Here is a 14,165-nt window from a genome sequence, read left to right on the forward strand (position 1 = left end):
TCATGAAAATTGGGGTAGTCGGCGCTGGACGACTCGGTGGCACCGTCGCGCAACTGCTGGTCGAAGCGGGACACGAGGTCGCCATCGCAAATCGGAGCGGGCCGCAGTCGCTCGACGACCTGTCCGAGATGCTCGGCCCGCGACTCCACCCCGCCGAACCTGACACAGCAGTCGAGTTCGGACACGTCGTTTTTCTCGCTATCCCCTTCCGAAACCGCGGGTCGCTCCCCGATGCCTCGCTCTTCGAGGGAAAAATCGTCGTCGATGCGATGAACCCGTACACCGACGACTTTCACGTCATCGACCTCGGCGAAGACACGTCGTCGGAACTGGTCGCTCGACAACTCCCGGCGGCGCGGGTCGTCAAAGCGTTCAACACGATGTACTGGGAGACGATACGGGACTTCGGCCATCCAGACCTCCCCGAGAGCGAACGCTTCGCCCTCTTCGTCGCCGGTGACGACGACGAGGCTAAAGGCGTCGTCTCCGACCTCGTTCGAGAACTCGGTTTCGGGCCGGTCGATGCCGGGCAGTTAGAGTCTGGTGGACGACTCATGGAACCCGGTGGACCACTGTACTCTCGGGAGTTTTCTACTCCCGACGCCCGTGATGCGGTCGCAAAACTTCGACCCCTGTGGTAGGGACATCGACCGAGTTGGTCGTTTCTCGCGTGCCCAATACTCACGTCCCTGAGTCCCCAACATTCACGAGTTACAGACACTCACGTACTACTACTGTTCACAAATAGCATGGATTTAAGAAGAGTGAGTTCGCACGGTGGTATGTTTACTATGATGGCACGGACCGAATCGAGAATTCAGTCTAGTATTGAATACGATTCTGACACGGGAACCTACCGGGCGACGCTCGACGACGACGACCCGATAGCGACGAGTCTTGTACTATGTCTTGCACGCATCAAGAACATCACCCCGACCCAACTGCCGCCACTCGCTCGAACTATCGACCCCGATGCGCTCGAAGCGATTTTCGCCGACGCACAGAATGCGACGCTGTCTTTTTCTTACGCTGGCTTCGATGTCACCATCGATTCTACCGTCACACTCGAACTTCGACCGCACGGTGAACACGCACCCCCCGAGTGGAACTAACCCGACACTCGTTCTCTCCACCCCAGTTCAGTCCCCCGGTTAGCTCGCCGAGTAATGACTCCCTGATTCGATTTTGTCGGCAGTAGGAAACATATACCAAAACATCCTCTTTACGTCTCGTGTGATATGTTCGGAACGAGTGGAATCCGGGGTCCAGTCGGCGAGACTGTGACCGCCGAACTAGCCCTTCGTATTGGTCGCGCTGTCGGGTGCGACGCACAGACTGTGGTTGTGGGACAGGATGCACGACTCAGCGGCGACGTCCTCGCAGATGCCGTGAGTGCCGGTGTCAGAGAGTGCGGTGCCGACGTGATTCGAATCGGCGTCACCTCCACCCCGACGATTGCTCGAACGGTGGGGTGGATGGGTGCGGATGCGGGTATCGGTATCACGGCGTCCCACAATCCCGCCTCAGATAACGGCTTGAAGCTCTGGACGCCGAGCGGCCGCGCCTTCGACCGGTCGCAGACGCGCGAAATCGTCCATCGGCTCAACCGCGACGAGATATCGCTCGTCGGCTGGGACGAACTCGGCGAAGAACGCGAGTGGCCCGACGCCTCCGCTCGCCACGTCGATCACCTCGTCTCCTCGTTCGACGACCTCGAAGACGTCTCGATTGCGTTCGACCTCGGCAACGGAACGGGCCGCGTCTCGGTCGATGCGCTCTACGAACTCGGCGCGACGGTCAACACTATCGACGGCCAACGAGACGGTCGGTTCCCCGCCCGAAAGAGCGAACCCAACGCCGAGACGCTGGTCGCACTGCAGAAGGTCGTTCCCGCACTCGGTGTCGATGTCGGACTGGCCCACGACGGCGACTCCGACCGATTGGTCGCCGTTGACGAGACCGGGTCGTACATCCCCGGCGACTACCTCCTCGCACTGTTCGCCCGCGACGCAGTGACGAACGGTTCGTCGGTCGCCGTTCCTATCGATACCAGTCTCCTCGTCCAGGACGTGGTCGAGGCGGCGGGTGGGTCGGTCAGCTACACCCCCGTCGGCGACGTGTACGTCGCAGAGAAGGTCTCGAAACAGGGGTTCGTCTTCGGCGGCGAACCGTCCGGCGCGTGGATTTGGCCGGACGAGACGCTCGCCCCCGACGGCCACTACGCGGCGCTCAAACTCGCCTCGCTCGTCGAACGAGACGGTACGCTCTCCGAGCAAATCGCCTCACTCAACGGCGACGAGTACACGACTCGCCGAAAGAGCATCCCGTTCGACGACAAGACCCAAGCGATGAACCGTATCGCCTGCACGATTCATTCGGAATACGACAACGTCAACACCATCGACGGAATCCGCGTCGATACCGACGACGGGTGGTTCCTCGTCCGGGCCAGCGGGACGGAACCGCTCATCCGCGTGACCGCGGAAGCGCGCGACGAAGCGACCGCGGACCGCCTCTTCGACGATATCGTCACCCTCGTCGAGGGCGAGCGAGTCGCCGCCTGACCGTTCGGCAACCTCCACGCGACTCGTTCCTCGGTTTCGCTTTTCTCGACGCCGTGAATTCCGTCTCTCTGCCCGTCAAACTGCTGTAGTCTACGTCTCGAACGACGACTGCGAGTTGTGATAGTTTACATACGGTGACGGCTGAGTTCGAAGTGAGACCCCGATGCCACACGACCCTTCCGACGAGTCTTCGCCGGCACCGATGGCCACCCGTCGGTCGTTCACGACCGCACTCTCCGGGACGGCCCTCGCCGCCCTCGCGGGGTGTATCGGAACGCGCCAGTCCGAATCTGTCCCCGACCCCATCGACCTCGGTGGCGAGAAGACGGACGACCAGGGGGGGATGGTTATCGGACTACACGCGGGGCCGAACGGGCAGATTTTCTACCGCGACAACGCGCCGAAGGGCCACGGAAACCCGGCGTGGTTCCACACGCTCAGCATGGGACTGTTCCCCTACTACTTCGAGCACGAACGGATGGGGTGGACCGCCGAAGTCGTCTACGTCACCGACTACTCCACCGTGGATTACGAACTCACAGAAGAGGACGGCCGACTCTCGATTTCGACCCACACGGCGGCCGAGACGTTCGGGGATGCGACTATGATGACGTACGTCGTCGATAGCGAGGTCCTCGGCGGAATGGGAGCGGAGTTGATTCCGTTCTCCGATACGGCGGATGCCGAAGCGTTCGCCAGCGAACACGAGGGCGACACCGTCGAATTCGACGATGTCACTCCGGAATGGCTCGACGGTTACATGCGCTCGTAGTCGAGAACTGTGGCAGTGCCACAGCGGGGCAAGTGCCCGGCGGGAACTGTCCTCGCCAGCGGTCGCTGGTGAGTTCGGGGTGTCCAGAAAAGTACGTGGGAGCGTCGTTTCTCAGAAACTGCTGTCCGGAACGCGCACACCATCGACGTACACTGTGACGGCGTCACTGGATTGGAAGTTCGTGATGTCGCCAGCGAAGCGGTAGCTTCGGGACTCTTTCACGACTGCGCCCTCCGCGGCGGGACCGAGTACACCGACGGTGCTGAGTCCCCCGTTCGAGGTCAGCGGGGAGATGTGACCATCGACGGTCACCTCGAACGTCGAGGGAGTGCCGGTCCCGGCGACAACTCGCTCACTGTGGCTAACGTCCGCCCGCTTCTGGACCGAGACGCGTCGGTCGGCGTGGTGAGTTTCGACGCGCATCTCGACTGCCGCGAACCGACTGACGGTCCGTCCAGTGGCACGCCCTATCACCAACTGTTCGACGACGGATTGGACCGACTCGCCGTCGTCGGCGCGCGCCACTTCGAAACCTCGACGGCGTACGCCGACTACCTCGGCGAGCAAGGCGGCGTCATCTTCACGGCCGAAGAAGTCGGCCGCGACGCCGACCAGACGATAGACTTCGCGCTCGACTCGCTCACCGGGTGCGACTACGTCTTCGTCAGTCTGGACGTGGACGTTCTCGATGAGACTGCCGCACCGGGCGTGAGCGCCCCGACGCCGGGCGGTATCTCGACGCGCGAACTGTTCTCGATGCTCCGGCGCGTCGCGGCCGACCCGCGAGTCGTCGGCTTCGAAGTCGTCGAATGCGCGCCGCCACTCGACCACGACGGGCGAACCGTCCGCGCCGCCGCCCGTGCGATTGCCCACGCGCTCTCGGGGGTGAACTCGCGTGACTGACCACCTGACGGTCGTCTACGGCGCGTCCGAGTTGGTCGTCGGACCCGAGGGTCCGACAGGAATCGAAGTCGTCGCAGACGGCGCGTTCGCCGCCGTCGATGGGACCGTCGTCGCCGTCGGTCCCACTCAGGATGTGCTCGCCGAGTTCCCCGCCGAGAACGCCGATGTTGCAATCGACGCCACGGGAAAGACAGTCCTTCCGGGATTCGTTGACCCGCACACCCACGCGCTCTTCGCGGGCGACCGCTCGGACGAGTTCGTCGCCAAGCTTCGGGGCGCGACCTACGAGGAGATACTCTCAGACGGCGGCGGCATTCTTCGGACGGTGGATGCCGTCCGCGAGGCGACCGACGACGAACTCGTCACGAACCTCACCGGGCACCTCGACGCGATGCTCGAAAACGGGACGACGACGGTCGAAATCAAGAGCGGCTACGGGCTCGACACCGAGACCGAGTTGCGGATGCTCGCGGCTATCGACGAGGCCGGGAGCCGGCATGCAGTGGACGTGGTTCCGACGTTCATGGGCGCACACGCCGTCCCGCGCGGGATGGACACCGATGAGTACACAGAACACGTCGTCTCGGAGCAACTGCCCGCCGTCGCTGACCAAGGTATCGCCACGTTCTGCGACGTGTTCTGCGAGCGCGGCGTCTTCTCGGCCGACCAATCGAGACGCATCCTCGAAGCGGGTCTCGAATACGGACTCACGCCGAAGGTTCACGCCGACGAGTTCGCCGCAATCGGCGGCACCGACGTCGCCGCGGACGTTGGCGCGGCGAGCGCGGACCACCTACTTCACACCGACGCGGATGGCAGAGCGCGACTCGTCGATGCGGGTGTCACGCCCGTCGTGCTCCCCGGAACCGCGTTCGGTCTCGGTGCCGACTACGCCGACGCCCGCGCCTTTCTCGACTCGGGACACGAAGTCGCCCTCGCAACCGATTTCAACCCCAACTGCTTCGTTCGGACGATGGGACTGGTCGCCACACTCGCCAGCGTCGGCATGCGAATGACGCCTGACGAAGTCGTCAGGGGATGTACGAGCGCCGCGGCCAACGCGCTCGACCTCTCGGACGGACGCGGAACGCTCGCGCCCGAGAGCACGGCTGACGCCGTCGTTCTCGACGTGCCGAGCATCGCGCACCTCCCGTACCGATTCGACACGAACCCCGTTTCGACGGTGCTGAAATCGGGGGTGGTCGTCCATGCGTGAGCGCGAAATCCCGACGACGGTCGTCATCGACGGCGAGTCGCTGACGCCGGAGGAAGTCGTCGCCGTCGCCCGCCACGACGCCCGACTCGAACTCGCCGACGGCGCGTACGAGAAGATGCAGGCCTCCCGCGAGCGCGTCGAGTCCGTCATCGACTCCGGCGACCCCGTCTACGGCGTCAACACCGGGTTTGGACACCTCGTCGAGACGCACATCGACACCGAGGACATCGAGCGATTGCAGACGAACCTCGTTCGAAGCCACGCCGCGGGTGCCGGCCGCGAACTCTCCATCGAGGAAGTCCGGTCGATGATGGTCACGCGGGCGAACACGCTCGCCAAGGGCTACTCCGGGATTCGACCGATGGTCGTCGAACTCCTCGCCGACCTGCTCAACGCGGGCGTCCACCCCCTCGTTCGTTCCCGCGGGAGTCTCGGTGCGAGCGGCGACCTCGCTCCGCTCGCGCACATGGCGCTCGTGCTCATCGGCGAGGGCGACGCGTACTACGACGGCGACCGACTCACGGGCGACGAGGCGCTCGCAACGGTCGGACTCGAACCGGTCACGCTCGCGTCGAAAGAGGGTCTCGCGCTCATCAACGGGACGCAACTCACCGTCGGCCTCGCCTCCCTGTTCGTCGTCGATGCCGAGCGAGTCGTCGATGCCGCGGACGCCGCGGGCGCGCTGACGACCGAAGTCACGATGGGGACGACGGCGAACTGCGACCCCGCGATTCACGAGGTTCGACCGCATCCCGGCCAGCAAGTGAGCGCGGCCGCGATTCGGAGACTGACCGCGGGTTCGACCGTCCTCGAATCCCACAAGGACTGCGAGCGTGTCCAAGACGCCTACTCGATTCGCTGTCTGCCGCAGGTTCACGGCGCGGTCAGAGACGCCGTCGAACACCTGCGTGAGGCGGTCGAAATCGAACTCAACAGCGCGACTGACAACCCACTGGTCTTCCCCGCCGGCTCGGTGGACGAGCGCGCCCCCGGAACCGACGTTGCGGCGGTCATCTCCGCGGGAAACTTCCACGGCGAACCGCTCGCGCTCCGCCTCGACTACGCGGCAGGGGCACTCACCGACCTCGCCGCGATTTCGGAACGGCGGACCGACCGCATGCTCAATCCGAAAATCCAAGAGTCGTACTTGCCGCCCTTTCTCACCGAACACAGCGGTCTGCGCTCGGGCTACATGATTGCACAGTACACCGCCGCCGCGCTGCTCAACGAGTGCCGCTCGCTCGGCCGACCGTCGCTCGATTCGACGCCCGTCAGCGGGGGGCAGGAGGACCACGTGAGCATGAGCGGCCAGAGCGTGCTCAACGCGCGAACCGTCGCCGAGAACGTCGCCACCATCGTGGGCGTCGAACTGCTCTGCGGGTCGCAAGCCGCCGAATTCCTCCCCGACGGACTCGGACTCGGAACCGGGACCGGCGCCGTCCGCGACGCGATTCGAGAAGTCGTGCCGCCGCTCGGCGACGACAGACAGCTCGACGGCGAACTCGAAATCGCCGCCGACCTCGTTCGATTCGGCGCGATACGGGCGGCCGTCGAAGACGCGCTCGACTGAGCCGATTCAGTTTCCTGCGACGATGTCGGCGACGCGCTGGCGGTCGAACAACTGCTCGTCTTCGGGGATTTCGGGGTACGCGCCGCCCTCGTATTCGGGCCACTCGCCGAACTGCTCGGGGAAGAGCTGTTTGGCGGTCATCTCCAGTTGGAAGAGGTTCATAATCGGACCCTGTACCGGGTTGCCCGAGGGGTAGACGCGGCCGTTCTTCACGGCCGAGAGTTCGCCGCCGACGGGGTGTTCGGCGAGCGTCTGCTCGATGTCGTTCACGTCGTAGTAGGAGGCGACGCAGAAACTGTGCAAGAGCACGTCGGGGTCGATTTCGAGCATCGTCTCGTAGTCGTAGGACGTCTCGTAGGTCACGTCGTCGGCCGCGAACGCGTCTTGCACGCCGAGCGGGCGGATGTGCGAGGTTGCGAACCCATCGACGTTGACTTTCGAGGGGTAGAACGTGTCGCTCATGAAGATGACGACGCCGACGGTCGGGCGTTCGTCTTCCGGTGGGAGGTTCGACTGAATCGTCTCGACCAAATCGTCACGAACGGCTTTGAGTTCCGCGGCGCGTGCTTCGGCTTGGAAGACGGCACCGACCTTCTCGGTGAGTTCCCAGAGCGTGTAGTACTCGTAGTTCTCGGCGTACGGCTCAGGTGGCGTGCTGTGCGCGCGACTGTAGACGTTGCCGAACCACGGGGCGATTTGCTCGCCGACCTCCTCGATATCCGACTGCTCCCAGCCGTCGAAACTCACCGCCAGCGCGGGGTCCATGAGGTGCAGGTCGGAGTCGAGTTCGTACAGCAGTTCTTTATCCACGCTGATGTCGCTCGACCCGTTGTTGAGTTGTGCGAGTCCCTCGCGGTCGAACGAGACGCCGTCGAGTCGGTCGTAGTAGGCGTCGAGCGTCCGTCCGCCGGCGTCGCTGTCGAAGCCGAGGGAGTTCACCGCGTCGCCGTGACCGAATGCGACCGCCATGTCGGCATAGAGGAGGCTGTACACCATGACGTCCTCCGGGATCGACTCGAAGGCGACCTCTCCGACCGGCGACATCGACACCGAATAGCCGGTGTCTTCGGCCGTCGTCTCGGTCGCCGCTGCCTCCGTCTCTGTCTCCTTCGCGGTTGTCGTCGCGTCGGCCGATTCGGTCTCCGACTCGGAGCCGCTCTGGCCCGTACAACCGGTGAGAAGTCCGCCCGCGAGAAGCGCACTCCCGCTCTTGAGATACGCCCGGCGCGTCGGAGTTCCGGCGTCGATGAATTTCTCGTCCATATGATTTAGGCAACCCTAAATCAACAAATGGCTTTCGAAATTTTTGTACGCCTAAAAGTTCGTGTCGGCGGCCAGTACTCACCAGACCTGTACCGCGGGCGTGCCGCAGTCGTCGCAGACGATGGCGTCGTTATCCTTGTAGGAACGCAGTTCGAGTGTCCCCTCGTCGCAGTAGGTGCAGTCGTCGTCGGCCATCGTCTCGAAAATGAGCGCTGATTCAGACATGGTACGCACTCGTCGTTCCAAACTAATGAACATTACTCCAGAACAGAATATAGCGCGATGAACCACTGTGCAGGTCGTGAACGGTCACTGGTCTCGTGAACTGGTTAGCAGACCGAGTGTCGAAACGAGGCCCTGTACGTCGATTGCGGACCCGACGAGCGTCGCCGCTCGTTCGTAGGGGTCCGTCTCTTCGGACGCCGTCTCGTCGAATTTCGGACGCTCTCGCCCCGCGTGGGCGTACACCGCATCGACGAACGCCTCACGCGGTCCGTCGTTGGCGAACAGGTCGTGGATGTACGTCCCCGCGACCCGACCGGTCGCCGCGCCGTCGCCGGCGAGCGCGGTCGCATCGCCGACGAGTCGGGTCGTTCCGTGGTGAATCTCGTAGCCGCTGACTGTACCGTTCGCGCCCGCGAGCGGCCCTGAACCCTCGAACTCGACGGTCACGGCCTCGACGTGTTTTTCGGGTTCGAAACGAGTCACCGTCGGGAGGTAGCCGAGTCCGTCGATTTCGGCGACGCCTCGTGTGCTCTCCACGTCTGCGTTCTCGATTCGCTGACCGAGGAGTTGATAGCCGCCACAGATGCCGACGAGTGGCCCGTCGAAGGCTTCGAGTTCGCGCTCGAACCCTGCGTCTCTGAGCGCGACGAGGTCGTCCACGGTGTTCTTACTTCCCGGGAGAACGACGCCGTCGATTCCATCGAGCGACGCATCAAACGGGAGTGAGACGACGTGGACGCCCGGAACTGCGGCCAGCGGTTCGAAGTCGGTGAAGTTCGAGATGCGAGGTAATCGGGGGACGCCGATGGTGACTGTGTGTTCGGCCGCGACACCGTCGTCGTCGCCGAACGTCGCTCGCGCCCCCTCCGCCGGGAGTGCGAGGCTATCTTCTTCGGGGAGTCCGGGGTCGTCGTAGGGGAGTACGCCGAGGACGGGAACGCCAGTTCTCTCCTCGAAGGCGTCGAGACCGGGTTCGAGGATGTCGAGGCTCCCGCGGAATTTGGTGATGACGACGCCTAGCACGCGTTCTCGCACGTCGTCGGGGAGGAGTTCGAGCGTCCCGACGAGGCTGGCGAAGACGCCGCCGCGTTCGATGTCCGCGACGAGCAGGATTCGGGCGTCCGCGAATCGAGCGGTTTCGACGTTGGCCAGGTCGCGGTCGTGGAGGTTGATCTCGGCAATCGACCCCGCGCCCTCGGCGACGACGATGTCGGCCCGCGTCGCCAGTCGCTCGTGCGACTCGATTGCGGCCTGCCGGGCGTCGTGCCAGTAGTCGTCGTAGTAGTTGCCCGCCGTGTTGACCGAGACAGCCGTCCCCTGAACGACGAGTTGGGACGTGCCGTCGCCGTGGGGTTTGAGGAGCACGGGGTTGTGGTCGGTCGTCGGTGTCGTCCTCGCTGCGCGGGCTTGGACGTACTGTGAGACGCCGATTTCGCCGAAGTCGTCGCCCTCGGGTGTCACGACCGCGCGGGCGTTGTTGCTCATGTTCTGGGCCTTGTAGGGTTCGACGGCGTACCCCTGCGTGGCGAAGAGTCGGCAGAGTCCGGCGGCGACCGTACTCTTGCCGACGTGGCTGGCCGTTCCGGCGACGAGGAGGGTCGGCGCTGTCATTGACTGGTGCTCGCGTGGAGGCGGGTCAAAAGTACCGATTTTGGGGTGTAACGCCGTCGTTTCACCGTCTCCAACCGTGCTCGTCTCCTCACGGTTCACGATTAATCGCCAGTTACACCACGATTTCACATCCTCGTTTCAGGCCATCTATCCCCTGTTTTTCGATGATTCCCAATTCTATGAAATTGGAAACGACGCTGTGTTTATATTCTTCTTGCAGGCGACTGTTCAGATGTAAGGTGAGAAAAAATGACCACGAACGCCCAAGTCGAGATGCTGGGACGACAGATCGAATTCAACTACGCGGAAGGGGTAACCGGCTACGTGCTCGTGCTGGTTCGCCTCCTCACTGGGTACTGGTTCCTCCACGCCGGGGTGACGAAATACCTCGGCGCAGAGCCGTTTAACGCGGCTGGCTGGATGACCGGTGCGACGCAAGGAACGCTCGTCCACGGTCTCCTCGCGTGGGTCGCCGGCGTCCCCGTCCTGATGGAGTTGACCAACTTCATGATTCCGCTCGGTGAGGTCCTCATCGGTCTCGGAATCCTCGTCGGTGCGCTCACCCGCCTCGCCGCCTTCTTCGGCGGCTTCCTGATGGTGTTCTTCTACCTCGGGAACGCGGACTTCGCACACGGCTTCGTCAACGGCGACCTCTTCGGCCTGATGCTCTTCGCCATCGTCGGCACCCTCGCGCTGGGTCGCATCTACGGCGTCGATGCCATCGTCGAAAAGACCGAATTCGTCCGCCAGCGCCCCGCCCTCAAATACATCCTCGGCTAACTCGGGGGTGTTCGGGTGGTGGTGTGAACCGGCGTCTCGTCTCCTTCCCTCTCGTTTCCTTTCCTTCCCCGTTTTCGCTATCCAACCTTTCGAAGACTACTTTCTGTCGAGTCGTGCGAGACCGTGCCAAATCGCGTTGACGAGCTTCGATTCGCCGTCGCCGTCTGCATCGTCCCACCCGCGGGCGATTGCGTCTTCGAGCACCGTCAACGTGTGATTCTCGAAGTTGTTCATCCCGCGGAACGATTCGAGGGCCTCCCGTTCTTCGTCGCCGAACCCCGCCGTCGGGTCACCGTCGTAGAAGCCGAGTTCGGCGAGCGTTTCGAGGACTTCCCGTGCGGTTTCGCCAGCGAGCGACTCGACGTCCTCGGGTTCCTCACGTGCCAAGAGCGTGATGTCGTAGAGGCGGAAGACGCGTTCGAGTTCGTCGATTGGGTGTTCGTGGTCGTCCACGCGAACGTCCACCCAGCGGTCGTTGCCGCCGTCGTAGCCGCCTTCTGGTTTGGCGATGTACATCGCGGCGCTCTGCTCACCGCGTTTGTCGCCGCCGGCGTCGTTGCCGGCGTGGAGCGCCGCGAGGAGCTTTTCGGGAAGTCCGCCATCGGTCGTCTCGAACGCCTCGGCCATCGCTTCGAGCGTCTCGTGGTTTTCGAGGATGTTCCCCTGGACGGTGTAGTGGTCGCCTTGGATATCACCGGCCACGTCGAAGCACGCCTCGCCGGTGAACGCCGCAATCGACCCGTCTTGACCGACCACACCGACCTGTCTGCTCTCGGCTTCGTCGTCCGCCTCGGTCAGCAACTCGATGGTCTCGGCAGCCGTGTTGCCGTCTCGAAGCGCATCCAACCCGTCCGGTCCGTAGGCGACGTTTGCGAAACTCTGGGTTGCGATGGCTCCAGCGTCGGCGCTGACGAAGGGGACGACGGAACCGACGCTGACGAACTTCGATTGGACGGCGACGCCGACGGCGTCGGTGGCCGGGTCGCGGGCGACGATAGAGAACGTTGATGGACGCGGTTGCATCGTCGGTATCGACACGCCGGGTTCGAATAAGAATTCACCAACCGGCGGTGTTGGCTGGGTGTGGTTTCGTCTCCGATTCCGCTCTGGCCAACTATATAAGAAATCTTGGATGATTCGGTGTCTGGATTATCTCTTCAGTACTATTCAGACGTTCGAAACCTGAAAAGATATTTGGAAGTACAATTCTTGTACAATTTCCACAAATTGTAAAAATTGTACCAGTGGTTCGGTTCGTCTCTAATTTCTTATACGTACCGTTCAAAATCGGCTCCAACCGTCAGTAGTCGATGACGGTTATCTCTTCGACGGGCCACTGACTGAGCAGTTCGACGCCGTCGTCGCGGACGACGACCATCTCCTCGACGCGGACGCCCTGTCTGTCTGCTGGCTCTTGGGTCTCGACGGCCATCGTCATTCCCTCCTCGATTTCGATGGGGTGGTCGGGCGAGAGACCGCGCCAGATGAGCGGGACTTCGTAGAGCTGGAGACCCAGTCCGTGTGCCCAGTGGTTCGTCGTCAGTTGCCAGTGGTCGGATGCGCCGTAGTAGTCGGCGTGTTCGCCTTCCATGTCGGGAAAGGCCATCGAAATCTCGTCGGTCGTCTTTCCGGGTTCGATTTCGTCGAGGACGGCGTAGAGGTTGTCGCGGGCGACTTCGTAGGCGTCCTTCTGCGCTTGCGTCGGTTCGCCCATCGAGAAGGTCCGGTAGTAACACGACCGGTAGCCGAGGTAGCCGACGTTGTAGCAGTCGGCGTAGACGAGGTCACCGGGACGAATCATCCTATCCGTGGTGTTGGCCTGATGTTTCGGCCACGTGTTCGGTCCCGAAGTGAGATAGCCGCCTTGGACCATCGCGCCGTGACGCCACATCTCTCGCACCGCGTCGCCCCACACCTCCGACTCTCGCGCACCGGGTTTGGCGTTCTCCACGACGGCTTGGAACCCCGCCTCACAGATGGCGGCGACCTGCCGCAGGCATTCGATTTCGTCGTCCGTCTTCGTCTTCCGTGCACTCTCCATCGCTTTCACACACGGTTCGGGTCGAACGTCCACACCCTTCGACTCGAAGGCGTCGAGGAGACCGCCGTTGGCCACGTCGATACCCATCGGCTCTTTGGCGAGTCCGTACTCGTCGAGCGCATCGACCACGCTCTGGGCCATCGTATCGAGCAGGAACCGCCGTGCCGAGTCACTGCCGGATGCGCGCGGGACGTTCCCCAATCCCGGACACGCGTAGCGGATGTCGTCCAGCCACGGACAGTTGTAGCGCTGGTTGCTCGCGTGGTCGGCGGTGTCCCAGTGGACGACCTGTCCGTCTTCGAGAAGCAGCGAGTAGTGGTCCGCACCCGACCCGCCGGTCATCGCCAGCCCGGTCACGTAGCGGATGTTCGGGTCGTCCAAGAGGAGCATACTACCGAGTCCGGCCTCACGCATGCGTTCGAGCGCCCGCGACTTCCGCTCGTCTCGCATCCGCTTCACGTCGATTCTGGCCTCCCAATCGACGGCCATGGTCCCCCGAGTTCCACTCATAAAGTCCCGTTCGTGGAAAGGCATGGTGATACCACACGGGACTATCACATTAATTTAGTGTAGACTCTCGTGGCCGAACGAGACCATCGCGCCGTCTTGTTGTTTCCTCGGTCTCGCCTGTCCCCCGTACCTCATGATTTATTGTTCGGATACTCGAACGGTGTACGCATGTACAAGCACGTCGCGCTTCTCGTCCGGAAGCCCGAGCTGAGTCACGACGAGTTCGTCGAGTACTGGCAGGAAAAGCACACGCCCATCGCGCGCCGAATCGAGGGCGTCGTCCGGTATCAGACGGTCGTCCCCGCCGACCCCGAGGCGGCCGAGTTCGACGGCGTGGCCGAACTCTACTTCGACGACCTCGACGCCCTCCACGACGCGCTCGGAAGCGAAGAGTCACGTGATTACGACCCCGCGAAGGGCTACGCCAAGAAAGCCCGCAAGGACGTGGACAACTTCCTCGATATCGAGCGCCGCCCGCGATTCATCGGCGAGGAAATCGTCGAGAAGGACGAGACCGGCGGCGACACCACCGGCTTGTACAAGCACTCGGCGTTCCTCGTCCGCAAAGACGGCATGAGCCACGACGACTTCCTCGACCACTGGGCGAACACGCACGTTCCGCTCGCCCGCGAAATTCCCGGCGTCGTTCGCTACGCGCGAGTCGTCCCGACCGACCCCGACCACTCGGAGTTCGACGGTATCGCCGAACT

Annotated in this window: 13 protein-coding genes and 2 pseudogenes; 9 read left to right on the plus strand and 6 right to left on the minus strand. The window is 63.1% G+C overall.

The window, feature by feature from the left end; all coding sequences use genetic code 11:
• The first annotated feature begins 2 nt into the window (after positions 1–2).
• The 4 genes from ACFQJC_RS18145 (at position 3) to ACFQJC_RS18160 (ending at position 3,336) form a co-directional block, all read left to right on the plus strand.
• The gene (locus ACFQJC_RS18145; protein ID WP_390226130.1) at positions 3–641 is read left to right on the plus strand and encodes an NADPH-dependent F420 reductase; all 639 of its coding nucleotides are present in this window, start codon (positions 3–5) and stop codon (positions 639–641) included.
• A gap of 150 nt (positions 642–791) precedes the next feature.
• Positions 792–1,112 carry a HalOD1 output domain-containing protein gene (locus ACFQJC_RS18150; RefSeq protein ID WP_390226132.1) on the plus strand — a complete coding sequence of 107 codons (321 nt, stop codon included), beginning with the start codon at positions 792–794 and terminating at the stop codon, positions 1,110–1,112.
• Between the two features lie 126 nt (positions 1,113–1,238).
• Entirely contained in the window at positions 1,239–2,564 is a 1,326-nt protein-coding gene (glmM, locus tag ACFQJC_RS18155) for a phosphoglucosamine mutase (protein ID WP_390226133.1), read from the plus strand.
• Between the two features lie 163 nt (positions 2,565–2,727).
• Positions 2,728–3,336, plus strand: coding sequence for a nitrous oxide reductase accessory protein NosL (locus ACFQJC_RS18160; protein WP_390226135.1), 609 nt, complete (start codon positions 2,728–2,730; stop codon positions 3,334–3,336).
• Positions 3,337–3,447: 111 nt separating this feature from the next.
• Here ACFQJC_RS18160 and ACFQJC_RS18165 read toward each other — a convergent pair.
• A pseudogene (locus ACFQJC_RS18165) lies at positions 3,448–3,687 on the minus strand (hypothetical protein); the annotation flags it as partial.
• On the opposite strand from ACFQJC_RS18165, the pseudogene ACFQJC_RS18170 reads away from it, so the two are divergent.
• The 3 genes and pseudogenes from ACFQJC_RS18170 to hutH all read left to right on the plus strand — a co-directional run.
• Positions 3,676–4,239: pseudogene (locus tag ACFQJC_RS18170) on the plus strand (arginase family protein); the annotation flags it as partial. The pseudogenes ACFQJC_RS18165 and ACFQJC_RS18170 overlap by 12 nt on opposite strands.
• The gene (gene hutI, locus ACFQJC_RS18175) at positions 4,232–5,455 is read left to right on the plus strand and encodes an imidazolonepropionase (RefSeq protein ID WP_390226137.1); all 1,224 of its coding nucleotides are present in this window, start codon (positions 4,232–4,234) and stop codon (positions 5,453–5,455) included. The pseudogene ACFQJC_RS18170 and the gene hutI, both read left to right, overlap by 8 nt.
• Positions 5,448–7,025, plus strand: a complete 1,578-nt coding sequence (gene hutH / locus ACFQJC_RS18180) for a histidine ammonia-lyase (RefSeq protein ID WP_390226139.1) — start codon at positions 5,448–5,450, stop codon at positions 7,023–7,025. Before hutI ends, hutH begins: the two co-directional genes overlap by 8 nt.
• A 6-nt stretch (positions 7,026–7,031) precedes the next feature.
• Here hutH and ACFQJC_RS18185 read toward each other — a convergent pair whose 3' ends face one another.
• From ACFQJC_RS18185 to ACFQJC_RS18195, 3 genes are all read right to left on the minus strand, one after another.
• Positions 7,032–8,288 (minus strand): ABC transporter substrate-binding protein, encoded by a 1,257-nt coding sequence (locus tag ACFQJC_RS18185; RefSeq protein WP_390226141.1) that lies wholly within the window; start codon positions 8,286–8,288, stop codon positions 7,032–7,034.
• A 78-nt stretch (positions 8,289–8,366) separates the two neighbouring features.
• Positions 8,367–8,513: an HVO_A0556 family zinc finger protein gene (locus tag ACFQJC_RS18190; protein ID WP_390226144.1), complete on the minus strand. Its 147-nt coding sequence runs from the start codon at positions 8,511–8,513 to the stop codon at positions 8,367–8,369.
• 84 nt (positions 8,514–8,597) lie between these two features.
• Entirely contained in the window at positions 8,598–10,124 is a 1,527-nt protein-coding gene (locus ACFQJC_RS18195; RefSeq protein ID WP_390226146.1) for a cobyric acid synthase, read from the minus strand.
• A 249-nt stretch (positions 10,125–10,373) separates the two neighbouring features.
• On the opposite strand from ACFQJC_RS18195, the gene ACFQJC_RS18200 reads away from it, so the two are divergent.
• Positions 10,374–10,904, plus strand: coding sequence for a DoxX family membrane protein (locus tag ACFQJC_RS18200; protein WP_390226147.1), 531 nt, complete (start codon positions 10,374–10,376; stop codon positions 10,902–10,904).
• A 96-nt stretch (positions 10,905–11,000) separates the two neighbouring features.
• On the opposite strand, the gene ACFQJC_RS18205 is transcribed toward ACFQJC_RS18200, so the two are convergent.
• Positions 11,001–11,927, minus strand: a complete 927-nt coding sequence (locus ACFQJC_RS18205; protein ID WP_390226149.1) for a DUF1028 domain-containing protein — start codon at positions 11,925–11,927, stop codon at positions 11,001–11,003.
• A gap of 277 nt (positions 11,928–12,204) precedes the next feature.
• The gene (locus tag ACFQJC_RS18210) at positions 12,205–13,455 is read right to left on the minus strand and encodes a M24 family metallopeptidase (RefSeq protein WP_390226151.1); all 1,251 of its coding nucleotides are present in this window, start codon (positions 13,453–13,455) and stop codon (positions 12,205–12,207) included.
• 168 nt (positions 13,456–13,623) lie between these two features.
• On the opposite strand from ACFQJC_RS18210, the gene ACFQJC_RS18215 reads away from it, so the two are divergent.
• The coding region (locus ACFQJC_RS18215) for an EthD domain-containing protein (protein ID WP_390226153.1) at positions 13,624–14,165 on the plus strand (542 nt) is incomplete at its 3' end.

This window comes from Haloferax namakaokahaiae (assembly GCF_042663225.1).
Lineage (GTDB): Archaea > Halobacteriota > Halobacteria > Halobacteriales > Haloferacaceae > Haloferax > Haloferax namakaokahaiae.